Source organism: Bradyrhizobium sp. CCBAU 65884 (assembly GCF_028128835.1).
Lineage (GTDB): Bacteria > Pseudomonadota > Alphaproteobacteria > Rhizobiales > Xanthobacteraceae > Bradyrhizobium > Bradyrhizobium ottawaense.
Map to the genome: position 1 here is coordinate 64,542 of NZ_LBJU01000113.1, position 17,258 is coordinate 81,799.

Annotated in this window: 16 protein-coding genes; 6 read left to right on the plus strand and 10 right to left on the minus strand. The window is 64.4% G+C overall.

The features are described from left to right. Positions 1 to 17: 17 nt before the first annotated feature. The 5 genes from XI03_RS16065 to XI03_RS16085 all read right to left on the minus strand — a co-directional run bounded on the left by XI03_RS16065 (position 18) and on the right by XI03_RS16085 (position 5,132). Entirely contained in the window at positions 18 to 422 is a 405-nt protein-coding gene (locus XI03_RS16065) for a YccF domain-containing protein (RefSeq protein WP_028135280.1), read from the minus strand. Positions 423 to 510: 88 nt separating this feature from the next. Further along, entirely contained in the window at positions 511 to 1,602 is a 1,092-nt protein-coding gene (locus tag XI03_RS16070) for a rhomboid family intramembrane serine protease (RefSeq protein ID WP_271592644.1), read from the minus strand. A gap of 87 nt (positions 1,603 to 1,689) precedes the next feature. Further along, positions 1,690 to 2,484 (minus strand): enoyl-CoA hydratase/isomerase family protein, encoded by a 795-nt coding sequence (locus tag XI03_RS16075; RefSeq protein WP_271592645.1) that lies wholly within the window; start codon positions 2,482 to 2,484, stop codon positions 1,690 to 1,692. Between the two features lie 136 nt (positions 2,485 to 2,620). Next, on the minus strand, positions 2,621 to 4,165 hold the full coding sequence (locus tag XI03_RS16080) for an acyl-CoA synthetase (RefSeq protein WP_271592646.1): 1,545 nt from the start codon (positions 4,163 to 4,165) through the stop codon (positions 2,621 to 2,623). A 157-nt stretch (positions 4,166 to 4,322) separates the two neighbouring features. Next, positions 4,323 to 5,132 (minus strand): crotonase/enoyl-CoA hydratase family protein, encoded by an 810-nt coding sequence (locus XI03_RS16085; RefSeq protein ID WP_271592647.1) that lies wholly within the window; start codon positions 5,130 to 5,132, stop codon positions 4,323 to 4,325. 116 nt (positions 5,133 to 5,248) lie between these two features. Between XI03_RS16085 and XI03_RS16090 the strand changes: the two genes are divergently transcribed. Next, the gene (locus tag XI03_RS16090) at positions 5,249 to 6,121 is read left to right on the plus strand and encodes an SDR family oxidoreductase (RefSeq protein WP_038947744.1); all 873 of its coding nucleotides are present in this window, start codon (positions 5,249 to 5,251) and stop codon (positions 6,119 to 6,121) included. 283 nt (positions 6,122 to 6,404) lie between these two features. Then, positions 6,405 to 7,982 (plus strand): fatty acid--CoA ligase, encoded by a 1,578-nt coding sequence (locus XI03_RS16095; protein WP_271592648.1) that lies wholly within the window; start codon positions 6,405 to 6,407, stop codon positions 7,980 to 7,982. A 165-nt stretch (positions 7,983 to 8,147) separates the two neighbouring features. On the opposite strand, the gene XI03_RS16100 is transcribed toward XI03_RS16095, so the two are convergent. Then, a complete protein-coding gene (locus XI03_RS16100) occupies positions 8,148 to 9,422 on the minus strand; it encodes an acyl-CoA dehydrogenase family protein (protein ID WP_271592649.1) in 1,275 nt (424 codons plus the stop codon). Between the two features lie 213 nt (positions 9,423 to 9,635). On the opposite strand from XI03_RS16100, the gene XI03_RS16105 reads away from it, so the two are divergent. Continuing rightward, positions 9,636 to 10,415 (plus strand): enoyl-CoA hydratase-related protein, encoded by a 780-nt coding sequence (locus XI03_RS16105; protein WP_271592650.1) that lies wholly within the window; start codon positions 9,636 to 9,638, stop codon positions 10,413 to 10,415. A gap of 210 nt (positions 10,416 to 10,625) precedes the next feature. On the opposite strand, the gene XI03_RS16110 is transcribed toward XI03_RS16105, so the two are convergent. The 3 genes from XI03_RS16110 to XI03_RS16120 are packed head-to-tail and all read right to left on the minus strand — an operon-like array spanning position 10,626 to position 12,778. Continuing rightward, positions 10,626 to 11,003, minus strand: coding sequence for a DUF6285 domain-containing protein (locus tag XI03_RS16110; protein ID WP_271592651.1), 378 nt, complete (start codon positions 11,001 to 11,003; stop codon positions 10,626 to 10,628). Positions 11,004 to 11,006: 3 nt separating this feature from the next. Beyond that, positions 11,007 to 11,993, minus strand: a complete 987-nt coding sequence (locus XI03_RS16115; protein ID WP_271592652.1) for a phosphotransferase family protein — start codon at positions 11,991 to 11,993, stop codon at positions 11,007 to 11,009. Further along, positions 11,990 to 12,778, minus strand: a complete 789-nt coding sequence (locus XI03_RS16120) for an enoyl-CoA hydratase/isomerase (protein ID WP_271592653.1) — start codon at positions 12,776 to 12,778, stop codon at positions 11,990 to 11,992. The genes XI03_RS16115 and XI03_RS16120 overlap by 4 nt, the downstream gene beginning before the upstream one ends. Before the next feature lie 180 nt (positions 12,779 to 12,958). Between XI03_RS16120 and XI03_RS16125 the strand changes: the two genes are divergently transcribed. The 3 genes from XI03_RS16125 (at position 12,959) to XI03_RS16135 (ending at position 15,866) form a co-directional block, all read left to right on the plus strand. Then, on the plus strand, positions 12,959 to 13,738 hold the full coding sequence (locus XI03_RS16125) for an SDR family NAD(P)-dependent oxidoreductase (protein WP_212476328.1): 780 nt from the start codon (positions 12,959 to 12,961) through the stop codon (positions 13,736 to 13,738). Between the two features lie 130 nt (positions 13,739 to 13,868). Then, positions 13,869 to 14,249 (plus strand): VOC family protein, encoded by a 381-nt coding sequence (locus XI03_RS16130; RefSeq protein ID WP_271592654.1) that lies wholly within the window; start codon positions 13,869 to 13,871, stop codon positions 14,247 to 14,249. A 339-nt stretch (positions 14,250 to 14,588) separates the two neighbouring features. Beyond that, complete coding sequence (locus XI03_RS16135; RefSeq protein ID WP_028143270.1) at positions 14,589 to 15,866, plus strand: acyl-CoA dehydrogenase family protein; 1,278 nt, start codon at positions 14,589 to 14,591, stop codon at positions 15,864 to 15,866. A gap of 218 nt (positions 15,867 to 16,084) precedes the next feature. Here the strand turns inward: XI03_RS16135 and yghU are convergent, their stop codons facing one another. Next, the gene (gene yghU, locus XI03_RS16140) at positions 16,085 to 16,960 is read right to left on the minus strand and encodes a glutathione-dependent disulfide-bond oxidoreductase (RefSeq protein WP_271592655.1); all 876 of its coding nucleotides are present in this window, start codon (positions 16,958 to 16,960) and stop codon (positions 16,085 to 16,087) included. Positions 16,961 to 17,258 lie beyond the last annotated feature (298 nt).

Genomic DNA, 17,258 nt, shown 5'->3' on the forward strand with positions numbered 1-17,258 from the left:
GAGCCACGAGTTGGGCCTCACGCCGGCACGATCACCTTGCCGATCGGCCAGAGCGCGATGCCTGCGAGCTTGAGATGGGCCCAGGCGAAGGGGATGCCGATGATGGTGATCGCGAGCGCCAGTGCCGTCAATAAGTGGCCGAGCGCCAGCCACCAGCCGGCGAGCACGAACCAGATGATATTGCCGATCACGCCGAGCGGGCCCGTACCGATATCCTCGACACCGGTGACGTCGTAGCGGTTGACCGCCCGCGAACCGAACGGCAGCAGCGTGTAGACGGCGATGTTGAACGCCGCCCGCGCCCAGGGCAGGCCGATGATGGTGATCGCCATGATGACCGCGGCGATCACCCAGCCGAACGCCATCCAGGCGCCGCCGAAGAGGATCCAGAGGATGTTGAGCAGCATGGAAACGGGGGTCATGGGATGATCCGGGGGTGGATGATCCCGTGCATATAGGCATGAAATCTGTCTCTGCTAAGACGGCCCCGATTTCCGCTCCCCTCCAAGCTCATAATCCGTGACGCCGGCTGCGTTCGGCGCGCAGCGATGTGCCGACAAACCCAACATCCTCGATCCCGCGCGAGATCTCCTTTGAGCAGAGCCAAAGCGTCAGCGCGGCGGCGCCGATCGCGGCCAGCCCCGAGATGACAACAGGACTAGGGCAGAATGTGGCGAGTAAGTTGTCGAGCGGAACGGAGCCGGTGGGCCGGCGCGGGCTGCAAGACGATGCCAGGGCCCAACCGGACAGCATCACGGCGGCCGCGTTCACACCGGCCAAAATCGCCACGACGATCGCAAGGCCCTTCCTGACGGAGAGTGCGAGATCAATCGTCTTCACAACAGCGCAATACGCGGCCACGGCGACGAGAGCCGGGACCCATCCAGAACCCCCGGCTGCGATCGCCTGGGCCTGACCGCTCCAGGCCCACAGCGCAACGACGCACCCGAGCAGTGTCAGATTGACCTTCACGGCTTCGGGAAATTTGCAGCGAAGCACCCACACATTCGCTTTCTCGATCAGGTCCAGCACTGCGCAGGCGATCAGCCCGGCCGCAAAACCACCGAGATGCACGCCCCAGTCGATCCGCGAATTGCCGAGCGCAAACGCGACGTTCAATCCGATATTGATCGCGAAGAAGTCGATCCTGACGTCGAGCTTGCCGAGGATCCACAGGCAGAGCAGCGCTCCGAGGATGCCCGACGTGGCGCCGGACGCGCCGACCGTCAAATAGGGCGTGGAATGGATACCGTTGCCGATGACGGCACCGAACACCATCGCGCAGAGATAGATGAGGAGGAAATAGGCCGGCCCGACCCGCCGCTCGAGATGGGCGCCCCACAGCACCAGGCACAACATGTTCATGGTGAGGTGGATGAAATTGACGTGCAAGAAGCCATAGGCGACGAGGCGCCAATATTCGTGCCGCGCGATCGCGGTCGCATACATGCCGCCGTAGCGATACAGCAACTCCGCCGGCGCCGCCGGACCACCCGCCTGGATGAAGCAGAAACCCGACGCGAGGACCGTCACCGTCATCAGCGTATAGACGGCGGCATGGGGGACTTCGAAAAAGCCAGGACTGGCACGGTATGAGGGCATGGACGATCGCAGGGGATTGGCGTGGGAATGCCAATCTAGCCGAGCCGCTCGATGATTGCTACTCCAACGCGTACCAGACGGCCCCGGCTACCGCCCCTCGAATTTCGGCTCGCGCTTTTCCATGAAGGCATTCATGCCCTCGGCCATGTCCTGGGTTTTGAACAGCGGCAGGAGCTGGAGATAGACGTGGTGGACATGGTCGTGGAAATTCTCGTTGAGGCCCATCCGCATCATGCGCTTGGAGGCCTGCACCGCGAGCGGCGCGTTGGCGGCGATCTCGCGGGCGACCGCCGTGGCGCGGCTCATCAACTCGGCGTCCGGCACGACCTCGTTGGCAAGGCCCCATTCCAGGCACTCGCGCGCGCCGAGCGTGCGGCCGGTGAAGATCAGCTCGGAGGCCTTGGCCCAGCCGAGCATGCGCGGCAGCAGCCAGGTGCCGCCGGATTCCGGCACCACGCCGCGCTTGACGAAGGCGGCGGCGAGCTTTGCGGATTCCGCCATGATGCGGATGTCGCAGCCGAGCGCGGTGTCCATGCCGTAGCCGGCGGCGCCGCCGTTGACGGCGCAGATCGTCGGCTTGTCCATCGCTTGCAGCACCGTCGGCGGCGTGTTGCGGAGGTTGATCGTGGTCGGCGAGGACGCCGCGCTGAGGCCGTTGCCGTCACGCTCCTTGCGCAAGTCGAGGCCGGCGCAGAACGCCCTGCCCTTGCCGGTGAGGATCACGACGCGGACGTCCTTGTCCTCGTTGGCTTCGGTCAGGAGCCGCGCCAGATCGTTCAGCATCGGGCCGGAGATCGTGTTCATGCGCTCCGGCGCGTTCAGCGTGATGGTCGCGATGTGATCGGCGACTTCGTAGAGGACTTCGTTCGCGGCGTCGGTCATGACAAATGTTTCCTCGTCCCTGATCTCGTAGGGTGGGCAAAGGCGCGCCTGCGCCGTGCCCACGATCTGTCAACGTATTCTGATCGAGATGGTGGGCACGCTCCGCTTTGCCCACCCTAGGGTCCTCGTCGAATTGTCAGATCTTCCGCCCCGCCTGCTCCCAATAGGGATCGCGCAGGCGGCGCTTGAAGATCTTGCCGGAATCCTCGCGCGGCAGGCCGGTGCGGATCTCGATGTGCTTGGGCACCTTGTAGTCGGCAAGGTGCGCCTTCAGCGCGGCGCGAACACCTGCAGCATCCAGCGTGACGCCGGCTTGCGGCTCCACCACCGCCATCAGCGCCTCGCCGAACTCGGCATCGGGGATGCCGAACACGGCGCAATCATGCACGCCTGATACGGCGTGCAGCACGGACTCGATCTCGGCCGGGTAGATGTTGACGCCGCCCGAGATCACCATGTCGCGCTTGCGGTCGCAGATGAAGACGTAGCCGTCCGCGTCGATATAGCCGACGTCGCCCGAGGTGATGAAGCCGTCGCGGTCGATCTCGGCGCGCTTCTCCGGCTTGTTGTGGTAGGTGAAATCGGCGAGATCGGCCATGCGCGAATAGATCTCGCCGATCTCGCCGACGCCGAGCACGCTTCCGTCCTCACCAAGGAAGCGCAGCTCGGCGCCGGGCGAGATTTTGCCGACGGTACCGGGCTTCTTCAGCGCGTCCTCGGAGGTCGCGAACGTCACCGCGCTGGATTCGGTCGAGCCGTAGAATTCGTAGATCACCGGCCCCCACCATTCGATCATGGCGCGCTTGACGTCGGCCGGACAGGGCGCGGCGGCATGGATGACGTGGCGCAGCGAAGAGACGTCGTACTTCCTGCGCACCTCTTCCGGCAGCTTCATCAGGCGGATGAACATGGTCGGCACCATGAAGATCGTGTCGATTTCAAATCGCTCGATCAGTTCGAGGAATTCTTCGGCCTCGAAGCGCGGCATCAGCACCAGCGCGCCGCCGAGCTTTCCGGCGCGGATGCCGAAGGAATTCGGCGCGGAGTGATAGAGCGGCCCCGGCAGGATCGCGCGGGCGCCGGGCTTGAGCCCGTAGATCATCGCGCGCATGCGCTCGCCGGCGGCCTGCTGCTCCGGCGTCGGCGCGTTGCGCCGCACGCCCTTGGGATGGCCTGTCGTGCCCGAGGTGTAGATCATATTCATGGGCTGCGGCACCACGGGGCCGTCATAGGGCTGGAATTGCGCGAGCCAGGCTTCGAAATCGATGGCGAAGTCCGGCGTCGTCAGATGATCGGGATCGATCCGGTAATTGGACAGGATCTCCGGCGGCGTCGGCACGCTGAGCACGGTGACGCCCTCAGGGATCGCATCGCGCAAGGCGTGCAGCATGTCGGCATGTCCGATCAGGACGGACGTGCCGGTGTCATCAAGGATGTAGGTGATCTCCTCCGGCTTGAAGTGCCAGTTGATCGGAACGCCATAGGCCCCGAGCCGCATCGCGGCGTAGGCGGCCTCCAGGAAGGCGATGTCGTTGCGCATCAGCATGCAGACGCAATCGCCTTGGCGGACGCCGATCTTGGCGAGGCCCGAGGCGATGCGGTCGGCGCGGTTGGCGACCTCAGTGTGGGTTCGGCGGCGCTCGCCGGAGACGATGCCGAGGAATTGGGGCGTTTCGCTCATTGTTGTTTTCCGATCTTTCGTCGGGTTGAAGGGCATCGAACCAACCACGATCGTCATTCCGGGGCGCGCCTCTTGGCGCGAGCCCGGAATCCATACTCCCGATCGTGGTTATGGATTCCGGGCTCGATGCTTCGCATCGCCCCGGAATGACAGAAAGCTAATCCGCATACTTCGCCGCGCGCTTCTCCAGATTGGAGCGCACCGCCTCGGTCTGGTTCGCGCTGCCGATCAGCTTCTGCTGCTCGACCGACTCCGCCAGCAGCGCCGGGCCCGGATCGACCGAGAGATTATTGAGCAGTCGTTTTGCCGCGCGGATCGCATCGGGGCTCTTACCGGCGATCTCGCGTGCGGTCTCCAGCGCCGCGGCGCGCGGGTCGTCGCAGATGCGCGTGGCGAGGCCGTAGGTCATCGCCTCCTGCGCGGAGAAGATGCGCCCCGTATAGGTGAGATCGCGCAAAATGTCGTCGCGCACGAGGCTCGCAAGGATCGGCGTGCCCGCCATGTCAGGCACGAGGCCCCATTTGATCTCCATGATCGACATCCGCGCATCCGCCGAGAGGAAGCGCATATCGGCGCCGAGCGAGAGCTGGAAGCCGCCGCCGAAGGCGACGCCGTGCACGGCCGCGATCACGGGAACCGGAAGCTGGCGCCAGCCCCACACCGCCTGTTGCGGGAAGTTCGCCTGGCCGTGCGTGCGCTTGGTGAGATCGCGATTTTCGCCACCCGGAATTCCGTTGCCGCCCTTCTCCTTCATGGCGGCAAAACGCCCCATGTCGAGACCGGCGCAGAAGGCGCGGCCTTCGCCTGAGAGCACGACGACGCGCACGCTCTTGTCCTTCGAAAGCCGGTCCGTTGCGGAAACAAGCGCCTCGAACATGGCCTGATCCAGCGCATTCATCTTGTCCGCACGCACCAGGCGCACGTCGGCGACGCCTTCCGAGATCGAGATCGAGACGCGCTCTTCCATGGATGAATTCTCCCTTAGTTCTTGCCTGTTCTTGTTCAGTGCCGCTTTACAGGACGCCGGCGGCCGGATTTAGTCAATCGACCAATTAACTGACAATCCGTACGGGAGAAACAGCCATGTTCAAGGAAAATCTTCTCGCTGGACGGCGCATTCTCGTGACCGGCGGCGGCACAGGTCTCGGCAAGGCGATGGCAGCGCGCTTCCTCCAGCTCGGCGCCGAGGTGCACATTTGCGGCCGGCGCAAGATCGTGTGCGACGAGACCGCAACCGAGCTGATGGATCTGTATGGCGGCCGCGTCACCAGCCACGGCGTCGACATCCGCAACGCGCTCGCGGTCGAGGAGATGGTGGAGACCATCTTCCGCGACGCGCCGCTGACCGACCTCATCAACAACGCCGCCGGCAATTTCATCTCGCGCAGCGAGGACCTGTCGCCGCGCGGCTTCGACGCCGTCGCCAACATCGTCATGCACGGCACGTTCTACGTGACGCAGGCGATCGGCAAGCGCTGGATCGCCTTGAAGCAGCCCGGCAACGTGGTGTCAATCACCACGACCTGGGTGCGTAACGGCTCGCCCTACGTCGTGCCGTCGGCGATGAGCAAGTCGGCGATCCATGCCATGACGATGTCGCTCGCGGCCGAATGGGGCCGCTACGGCATCCGCCTCAACACCATCGCGCCCGGCGAAATCCCGACCGAAGGCATGAGCAAGCGCATCAAGCCCGGCGACGAGGCCGGCGCGCGCACCAAGGCGATGAACCCGATGGGCCGCGTCGGCACCATGGAGGAACTGCAGAACGTCGCCGTGTTCTTGATCTCCGGCGGCTGCGACTGGATCAATGGCGAGACCATTGCCATGGACGGCGCGCAGGCGCTGGCGATGGGCGGCAATTTCTACCAGCTCCGCGACTGGAGCGACGACGACTGGAAAACCGCGCGCGAGAGCATCATGGCGCAGAACGAGAAGGACCGGGCGAAGCGGGGGTGATGTCGCGTTGCAACGGCGTGGGGGTGTAAGGGGCTGACGCTCTACCCTCACCCTCAACTGTCGTCCCCGCGAGGCGGGGACCCATAACCACAGGGAGAGGTGCGAGGCGAGGCGAGGCTGGTCACTCCGAGTCTTCGCCAAATCCTTGCTGCGGCGTATGGGTCCCGGATCTGCGCGCGCTTATGGCGCGCTTGTCCGGGACGACAGCGGGGCTCCCACCTTGTCTTCCCCCGCAATTGACTCCACACTCCCGGGCATAAGAACAAGACGCCACGGGAGAAACATGTCCACACAGCCATTGGCAACTCTTGCCGACATGGTGCGCGAACGCGCCAAGAGCCGCGGCAACGCCATCGCCTACGAGTTCGAGGGCCGCCTCACCAGCTTTGCCGAATTCGACGCGAGGACCAACAAGGTCGCCAACGCGCTGATTGCGATGGGCGTGAAGAAGGGTGACCGCATCGCCTATCTCGGCAAGAACAGCGACCTCTATTTTGAGCTGCTGATGGGCGCGATGAAGGCCGGCGTGGTGACGGCGCCGGTGAACTGGCGGCTCGCGGGGCCCGAGGTCGCCTTCATCGTCGAAGATTGCAAAGCCGCGGTGCTGTTCGTCGGGCCGGAGTTCATCACGCAGGTCCGCCAGATCAGGGATCAGCTGCCGGGCGTGCGCACGGTTATCACCACCGAAGGCGGCGCGCCGGAATGGCAGGACTTTGCGGCGTGGCGGGATGCGCAGAGCGGCGACGATCCCGGGGTGCCGATCGACACGAAAGACATCGCGATCCAGCTCTACACGTCCGGCACCACGGGCAAGCCGAAGGGCGCGATGCTGAGCCACGCCAACTTCCTCAACCTCGTGCAATCAGGCAATGCCGAGGACAAGCCGGAGTGGAACCGGTGGTCGACCGACGACGTCTCGCTGGTGGCGATGCCGGTCTTCCACATCGGCGGCTCCGGCTGGGGCGTGATGGGCCTCTATCACGGCGCCCGCGGCGTGATCGCGCGCGAGTTCGATCCGACCAAGGTTTTGGATTTCTTCGAGCTATCAGGCATCACAAAACTGTTCATGGTGCCGGCGGCGATGCAGTTCGTGGTGCGGCAGCCGCGCGCCGGGACAGTGGACTTTTCACGATTGAAATACATGCTCTATGGCGCCTCACCGATACCGGCGGCGTTGCTGAAGGAGTGCATCGAGGTCTTCAAATGCGGCTTCGTGCAGCTGTATGGGATGACCGAAACCACGGGCACCATCGTCGCGCTGCCGCCGGAGGATCATGTCGAGGGGCTGGAGCGGATGCGCTCGGCCGGCAAGGCGCTGCCGGGTATCGAGATCGCAATCCTCGACGTCGACGGCAAGCCGTTGCCGCCACGAGAGGTCGGCGAGATCGCGACGCGCTCGGGCTCCAACATGGCGGGCTACTGGAATTTGCCGGAGGCGACGGCGTCGACGCTGCGCAGCGACGGCTGGCTGCGCACCGGTGATGCCGGCTATATGGACGAGGACGGCTATCTCTACATCCACGACCGCATCAAGGACATGATCATCTCCGGCGGCGAGAACATCTACCCCGCCGAAGTCGAGAGCGCGCTGTGCGATCATCCCGACGTCGCCGAAGCCGCGGTGATCGGCGTGCCCGACGACAAATGGGGCGAGGCGGTGAAAGCGGTTGTCGTGATGAAGCCCGGCAAACAGGCGAGCGCCACCGACATCATCAACTTCACCCGGACGCGCATCGCCGGCTACAAGACGCCGAAGAGCGTGGAGTTCTTGCCGGCGCTGCCGAGGAATCCGAGCGGCAAGATTTTGCGGCGGCAATTGCGGGAGCCGTATTGGGCGGGGAAGGATAGAAGGGTGAATTGATCCCGCTGTCGTCCCGGACAAGCGAAGCGCAGATCCGGGACCCATAGCCCCAGGGAGAAGTTTGGCGACGACTCGGAGTTACCAGTTCGCGACAAACTTCTCCCTGAGGTTATGGGTCCCCGCGTACGCGGGGACGACTCGCGGAGAGATAACGCGCGATCACAGTCAATGCTTCCCCGGCCCCATATAGCCGAACAGGAATCCCGCGACCTTCCGCATCTGGATCTCCTCGCTGCCTTCGGTGATCCGGTAGCGGCGGTGGTGGCGGTAGATGTGCTCGAACGGCTTATGGCGTGAATAGCCCATGCCGCCGTGGACCTGCATGGCGCGGTCGGCGGATTCGCAGCAGAGGCGGTTTGCCCAGTAATTGCACATCGAGACGCGGTCGGAGAGCGTGCGCTCGATCTGCTCCTCGGTGAGCTGGTCCATCTCCCAGGCGGTCTTGCGGATCAGAAGGCGCAGCATCTCGGCTTGCGTGGCAAGCTCGACCAGCGGGAACTGGATCGCCTGGTTCTCGGCCAGCGCCCGGCCAAACGGTTTTCGCTCGCGCGCATACTTTACACTCTCGTTGACGCAATAGACCGCCGCGCCGAGCGAGCTCGCAGCCTGACGGATGCGGTTCTGGTGGACAAAGCACTGCGCCAGCGACAGGCCGCGGCCGACCTCGCCGAACAGCGCGTCCTCCGGCACGAACACGTCGGTGAAGCTGACGCGCGGATGATCCGTCGGCATGTTGAAGGTCCACATGTACTCCTCGACCTTGACGCCGTGGCTCTTGGCCGGCACCAGGAAGCAGGTGATGCCCCGGGCATCGCCGTCATTGCCGCTGGTGCGCGCAAACAGCGCGCAGTGCGTCGCGACGTGCATGCCTGTGGTCCACATCTTCTCGCCGTTGATGATCCAGCCCTTGACGTTGTCGCGGGTCGCGGGCACCGCGCGCGTCTCCATGTGGGTGGCGTCGGAGCCGTGATGCGGCTCGGTCAGGCCGAAGGTGATGCGGTACTTGCCCTTGATCGAACCGTCGATCATCGCCTTCTGGTCGTCGCGGCCATAGCGGTCGAGCATGGTGACGACAGGGAAATTGCCGACGATGGAGTGCTCGTTCTGGAGATCGTTGTGCAGGCCGAGACCCTTCGCGGCAAAATGCTCGCGGATCACCGCCATCCAGAGATTCGAGCCGTCCTTGCCGCCATATTGCTTCGGCACGGGAAAGCGCAGATGTCCGGCGGCGTCCGCAAGATCCTTGGCCTTGCGCAGCAGCGCCTCCCATTCATGGCGCGGCAGGCCGCCATTCTCGAAATCGGTGCGCGCCCATTCGCGGCGATGATCGAAGAAGCGGATGTTGTCGTCAGCCTCTTCCAGCGGCTTGATCTCGCGTTCGATGAAACGATCGAGCTCTGCGAGATAGGCGAGGAGATCGGCAGGCAATGAGAAATCCACAGGTTCTCTCCCGGATTGATTTTATCGTTTTGCGTTAAGGCGCTAGGCGCGTTTCTGCTTCGTGCGATTAAGCTGAGAAGAGCGCGTGCAAGTCAAGCAAAGCGAGGCGTGTGACGCGCGCAAGGCGCATCAGCGCAATTCGATGGTGCTCCAGCGCCGACGCGCGGTAGTATGCGGTCAATATTCCTTGACGAGAAAATGCGGGAGCGCGCGATGGAGCTGAAATTCTCAAGAGTGGAACGCAAGGGGCCGATCACGATCGTCACACTGTCGCGGCCCGAGGTCTACAACGCGCTGCACACCGACGCGCATTTCGAGCTGCAGAAGGTATTCGACGATTTCTCCGCGGATGCCGAGCAATGGGTCGCGATCGTCACCGGCGCCGGCGACAAGGCGTTCTGCGCCGGCAACGATCTGAAGTGGCAGGCGGCGGGGGGCAAGCGCGGCTGGGACAAGGGCGGCTTTGCCGGCCTCACCGCGCGCTTCGACTGCGACAAGCCTGTTATCGCAGCGGTGAACGGCGTCGCCATGGGCGGCGGTTTCGAGATCGCGCTGGCGTGCGACCTCATCATTGCCTCGGAGAATGCGACCTTCGCCCTGCCCGAGCCGCGCGTCGGCCTTGCCGCACTCGCCGGCGGCCTGCACCGGCTGCCGCGGCAGATCGGGCTGAAGCGCGCCATGGGCATGATCCTCACCGCGCGCCATGTCAGCGCCAAGGAAGGTTTTGAGCTCGGCTTCGTCAACGAGGTCGTGCCGCAGGGCGAAGCGCTGTCGGGCGCGCTGCGCTGGGCGGACATGATCACCAAGAACTCGCCGATGTCGATCCGCGCGTCCAAGCAGGCGATCCAGAAGGGACTCGGCGTCTCGCTGGAGCAGGCAATCGAGGAACAGCGGGAGTATCCGGCGGTGAAGGCGATGGTGGCCTCGCAGGACTACATCGAAGGCCCGAAGGCGTTCTCGGAGAAGCGGCCGCCGAAATGGGTGGGGAAGTGACCGCGCTTTGCGCGGTCATTCCGGGGCGCGCCGACAGGCGCGAGCCCGGAATCCATCGGGCGGCAGAACGCGCGGATCAATGGATTCCGGGCTCGTCGCTACGCGACGCCCCGGAATGACGGCAGCTTCGTAGGATGGGTAGAGCGCAGCGAAACCCATCAATGACGGGACAAGGTGTGAGATGATGGGTTTCGCTGCGCTCTACCCATCCTACGGATTGCGCCCCAGCTCGCGCTTGTACGATGCGTAGTTCGGCTGATCGACCGCGAGCTTGTCCATCGTCGTTTGCCACAGATGCTCGGCAAGGCCCGGGGTTGCGAGGTCGACCTCGCCCTTGGCGATGCGCTCGGCGAGCGCGTGGTTGAGTTCGGTCACCGAGCCGTCGATGCCCAGCAGCGCGCGCAGGCGCGCCACTTCCTCAGCATCACTCCCCTCCTCCCGCGTCAGCTGTCGCGTGACGAGGTCGAGGATGTTGATGGCGACGCGCAGCTTGAAGGCCTGGTGACCGCTGATCAGCGGCGTGATGTCGTTGCGCAAGAAATCGGCGACCGATTTGGTCAGCTCGATCGGGGTCGGTTCGTCCTGCATGCGTCAGCTCCCGCGCGGCGCCAAGAGCCGCAACAGATCGATTTCGGTCTCGCTCGCGCGGCGGCCGATCATGGCACGTTCCATGGAATGGTCAGGTCCCTCGCGAAAGCGCTGCATCATGCCGCCGCACATGATGCCCCAGCGCAGCGTGCCCATCACTTCCCAGAATTTGACGCGCACCGGATCGACCTTGCGGCCGGCAGCCTCGTAGCCCGCAAACAGCTCCTCGCGTGTGCCAAAACCGCCGACGGGCTTGTCGATTTCGCCGAAGCGCCAGGAGTTGACGCAGACCCAGCCGAGATCCTCCATGGGATCGCCGAGATGGGCGAGCTCCCAGTCGAGCACGGCGCGCACGCCATCGCGGCCGATGATGAGATTGCCGTTGCGGAAATCGCCGTGCACCAGCGTCTCCTCGGCCGACGGGCCGGGATCGTGGTCGCGCAGCCAGCGCAGCGCCAGCTCGAACACGGGCTTCGGCCAGTTCAGGCTGTGATAGTCGCGCTCGAACTCGGAAATCTCCTGGGTCGCCGACCTGCTGCGCAGCTCGGGCAGCCTGTCCTTTGGCAGTCGATGCAGGCCTGCGAGAATGCCGCCGATCTGCCGCGCCAGATGCGGCCGCGCGGCCGCATATTCGTCATCGCGAAGAATCTTGCGCGCGATGGTCTCGCCCTCGATACGCTGCATGATGAAGCCGGTGCCGAGATCATCTTCCGGCACGAGCACATGCATCACCCGCGGCGACGGCACGCCGGCCTCATAAGCGAGCTGCATCAGCTGCGCCTCAGCCGCAAGGCCCGCCGCGCGCGTCGGCGCTGCGCCATATCCCTTCGGCGAGCGGCGCAGGATCGCGCCGATCACGCCATCGGGATGCGTGATGTCGAAGCGCCAGGTTTCCTGGCTGGCACCGCCCGACAGTTTGGCCGCAGAGGTCGCGCCGGTCGCGCCGTTGCACCAGCGTTGGACGCTGCGCGAAAGCTCAGTCTCGATCATTTGCCTTTGAACTGCGCGGGACGCTTCTCCAGGAACGCGCCCACGCCCTCGCGGAAATCCTGGGTGTCGCCGGCGCGGAGCTGGCACTGGAATTCGAGGTTGAGCTGATCCTCGAAGGAATTTTCGGGGCTGTCCCAATAGAGCTTGCGGATCAGCGACAGCGCCACCGTCGGGCCGCTGGCGAGATCGCGCGCGAGCTTCATCGCCTCCTCCATCAGCACACCGTCGTCATAGACGCGGTTGACGAGACCCCATTCCAGCGCCTTCTCGGCCGGCAGCCGCTCGCCCATCAGCGACAATTCGATCGAGCGCGCCCGGCCGACGAGGCGCGGCAACAGCCAGGTCGAGCCGCAATCCGGCACGAGACCGATGCGGCGGAAAGCCTGCAGGAAGTACGAGGACCGCGCGCACAAAATCATGTCGCCGAGCAGAGCGAAGCTCATGCCGGCGCCCGCCGCCGGACCGTTGACCGCGGTGACGATCGGGCAATGCAGATTGCGAATGCGGCGCAGGAAGGGGTGAAAGCCGGTCTCCAGCGTCAGGCCGGCCTTGGTCTTCTTCGACTGGTTGTTGCGGCCCTGGAGATTCGCACCGGTGCAGAACGCCCGCCCCGCGCCGGTCAGCACCACGCAGCGCACCTCATCCTTCTTCTCCTCGATCGCATCGAGCGCCTCGGCAAGACCGCCCAGCATATCCACGGAGACCGCGTTCATCACCTCCTGATGGTCGAGCCTGAGGACCGCGACCGAGCCATCGAGATCCAGCGTGACGTGTTTGAACTGCATGGTTTCCTCGTGAGTTGCGGCCCGCGTCAGTTTCGCAGACCGGAATTCGTTTTGTCGGGGCGCATATTTGATTTTTGGCGCGGTCTTGTCCATGGTGATCAGAGCATAGCAAGCAATCTTGCGCGCAGCGGCTGATGCGCCGCATCCCAAGATGTCTCGCCCAAAAACAGGAAACGCGGCATGAACCTTTTCGACCTCTCCGGCCGCGTCGCCGTGATCACCGGCGGTAATGGCGGCATCGGCCTCGGCATCGCGCGGGCGCTCGCCAGCCAGGGCTGCAATGTCTCGATCTGGGGCCGCAATGCCGACAAGAACAAGGCCGCGGCCGCGAGCATGGCGGGGCTATCAGGCAAGGTCGATGCCCGCGTCTGCGACGTCACCGATCCCGCCTCGGTCAACGCCGCGATGAAGGCGACGCTCGACATTTTCGGCCGGGTCGACGGCTGCTTCGCCAATGCCGGCATCGGCGGCGGCGGCCGGCGCTCCTTCATCGAGCGCACCGAGGACGAATGGCGCACGATGTTTGCGACCAATCTCGACGGCGTGTTTCACGCGTTCCAGGCCGCGGCGAGACACATGACCGATCGCGCCAATGCCGGCGATCCCTTCGGCCGGCTGGTCGCGACCTCGAGCCTCGCCTCGATCTTCGGCACCGCGCGCAACGAGCATTATGCGGCAACCAAGGCCGCGATCAACGCGCTGGTGCGCGCGCTCGGCGTCGAGCTCGCCCGCCACGGCGTCACCGCGAATGCGATCCTGCCGGGCTGGATCAAGAGCGACATGACGTCGGGTCTCATGGCCAACGAAAAATTCGTCGCCAACGTGATGCCGCGGATTCCGGTGCGGCGCTTCGGCGAGGCATCCGATTTCGGCGGCATCGCGGTCTATCTGATGAGCAAGGCGTCGTCGTATCACACGGCCGATACGTTCGTGATCGACGGCGGCTATACGGCGTTCTGAGATTTCGCAGGGTGGGCGAAGGCGCTCTTGCGCCGTGCCCACGGTCAGTATTTCGAATGTCGTGGTGGGCACGCTGCGCTTTGCCCACCCTACGGCTTCTCGTTTTGTCAGCGCAGAAGGGAATGGGCAAATGTTCTCACACATCATGATCGGCACCAACGATCTCGACAAGGCCAAGTCGTTCTACGACGACCTGCTGAGCACGCTCGAAGTGCGGCCGGCCAGGGTCGACGGCCACCGCATCTTCTACATCACCAAGACCGGCGTGTTCTCGGTGTCGAAGCCGATCAACGGCGAGCCGGCGACCTGCGCGAATGGCGGCACCATCGGCTTTGCCTGCAATTCACCGGAGCAGGTCGACAAATGGCATGCAGCCGGCATCGCGGCCGGCGCAAAATCGATCGAGGATCCGCCCGGCATCCGCCAGGGCCCCGGCGGCAAGCTCTATCTCGCCTATTTGCGTGATCTCGACGGCAACAAGATCTGCGCGATGCATCGGATGCCGAACTGAGCTACACACTCGGTGTCGTCCCGGCGAAAGCCGGGACCCATAACCACAGGGAGAAATGAGGGCACGAAGCTCTCAACTCCGAGTCATCGCCAAACCACTCCCTGTGGCATCGCGACGAGCGCCAAGCGCTCGCGCGGAGGTCCCGGATCTGCGCTTCGCTTGTCCGGGACGACACCAGCGAGGGAGCGCCGCCCTCCACGCCATTCAAACAACATTTCAAACGACCCAGCGATATTCCATCGCGTGGCATGGCTCCGCGTGAAAAATGCGCGCTCGCACTTTGGCGGCGCTGCGACTATTCTTGCGCCCAGAACGATCTCAGCGTCCCCGGGAGGAACAATGACAAAACATACCTATATTCCCCGCACCACCAACTACACTCTCAACCCCGGCGACGAGCTCAACGACCTCCGGATGTCGGACCAGGTCCGGCCGCTCTACGATCACGTCAAGAAGTTCATCCGCGACACCGTCGAGCCGATGTCGATCGAGTTCGCCAAGGCGGGCGAAGGCAAGGAGGATCGCTGGAGCTTCACGCCGAAGCAACTCGAGGTGCTGGAAAAGGCCAAGAACAAGGCCAAGCAGGAAGGCCTCTGGAACTTCTTCCTGCCCGACGATGAGACCGGCCAGGGCCTGAAGAATCTCGATTACGCCTATATCGCCTCCGAGCTCGGCAAGAGCCCGCTGGCGTCCGAGAGCATGAACTGCTCGGCGCCCGACACCGGCAACATGGAGGTGCTGGAGCGCGTCGGCACCAAGGAGCAGAAAGAGAAGTGGCTGAAGCCGCTGCTCAACGGCGAGATTCGCTCGGCCTATGTCATGACCGAGCCGAACGTCGCCTCCTCCGACGCCAAGAACATCTCGACGACGGCAAAGCTCGTCGGCGACGAATGGGTCATCAACGGCGAGAAGTACTACATCTCCGGCGTCGGCGATCCCCGCTGCAAGATCCTGATCGTGATGGTGAAGACCAATCCGGATGCGGCGCCCAGCAAGCAGCAGTCGCAGATCCTGGTGCCGCGCGACACGCCCGGCGTCGAGGTGCTCGGCCCGATGTACGTGTTCGGGCAGGACCACGCCCCGCGCGGCCACATGCACATGCGCTTCAACAATGTGCGCGTGCCCAAGGAGAACATGCTGCTCGGCGAAGGCCGCGGCTTCGAGATCTCGCAGCTCCGCCTCGGCCCCGGCCGCATCCATCACTGCATGCGCACCATCGGCAAGGCCGAGAAGGCGCTGGATCTGATGGTGCAGCGTGGCCTCACCCGCGAAGCCTTCGGCAAGAAGATCGCCCATCTCGGCGGCAACATGCAGATCATCGCCCAGGCGCGCTGCGAGATCGAGGCGATGCGGTTGATGGTGCTGAAGGCGGCCAAGGCGATGGACGTGCTCGGCAACAAGGAGGCCCGCGTCTGGGTCTCCATGGTCAAGGCCATGGTGCCGGAGCGCGCCTGCAAGATCATCGACCAGGCGATCCAGATGCACGGCGCCACCGGCATCTCGCACTGGACCCCGCTCGCCGAAATGTATCAGGACGTCCGCCATCTGCGCTTTGCGGATGGCCCGGACGAGGTGCACTGGATGGTTGTGGGACGCCACGAGCTGAGCATGGCGTGATCAGATGCCGTAGGGTGGGCAAAGGCGCTTCGCGCGCCGTGCCCACCATCTCTCTGTTGCAAGAAGTGCGTGGGCACGCTTTCGCTTTGCCCACCCTACGGAAGATCGTAGGGCGGATTAGCGAAGCGTAATCCGCCGACTTTCGCGTGACGAAGATGACGGATTACGCCTGCGGCTAATCCGCCCTACGCAGTGGACTCGCGGAGAGTGAGCACCGCCTACGTCGCCGCCTCGACCTTGTCCTGCGTCTTCGTCTCGAAATCGCTCGCATCGTGCCGCTCGTGCAGCTGGCTGGCGGGATCGCCCGAGACGCGGTTGACCATGCGGCCGCGCTTCACGGCGGGGCGCTGCGCGATCTGGTCGGTCCAGCGCTGCACGTTCTTGTAGTCCTGCACCGAGAGGAATTCGCCGGCGCCATAGACCAGCCCCTTGGCGAGCGCGCCGTACCAGGGCCACACCGCCATGTCGGCGATCGTATACTCCTTGCCCGCGAGATAGTCGTTGTCGGCAAGGCGCCGGTCGAGCACGTCGAGCTGGCGCTTGGTCTCCATCGCGAAACGGTCGATGGCGTATTCGATCTTGGTCGGCGCATAGGCGTAGAAATGGCCAAAGCCGCCGCCGAGATAGGGCGCGCTGCCCATCTGCCAGAACAGCCAGGACATCGCCTCGGTGCGGCTCTTGATGTCCTTCGACAGGAAGGCGCCGAACTTCTCGGCGAGATAAAGCAGGATCGAGCCGGACTCGAACACCCGGATCGGCTCCGGACCGGAGCGGTCCATCAGCGCGGGGATCTTGGAGTTCGGGTTGATGTCGACGAAGCCGCTGCCGAACTGGTCACCGTTGCCAATTCTGATCAGCCAGGCGTCGTATTCGGCCCCCTTGTGGCCGAGCGCCAGAAGTTCCTCCAGCATCACCGTGACCTTCACCCCGTTCGGCGTCGCCAGCGAATAGAGCTGGAAGGGATGCTTGCCGACCGGCAGCTCCTTGTCGTGGGTGGGACCGGCGATCGGGCGGTTGATGCTGGCGAACTGCCCGCCATTTTCCTTGTTCCAGGTCCAGACCTTGGGCGGCACGTAGGCGGGGGTGTCGGTCATGCGAGGGGCTCCGGCGGAAAGATGCGCCTGCATTAATTAGCCCGCGAATGGCCGATGACAAGCCCTCCGAGTTGCATTGCCGGGCGGGGCGTCTCACCGTTTCGTCATGGCAAGCTTCCTCCCCGTCGTGCCGGGGCCGCAGGGGCGAGCCCGAAAATCCATCGCGCCGCCGGGAATGCTCTGAAAAATGGATTCCGGGTTCTCGCTGGCGCGAGCCCCGGAATGACGGCGTCACCCAGGACGCCGCGGCCTGCGGGTGGAGCGCGACGTCTACACACAAGATGCCTCGCCGAATCCG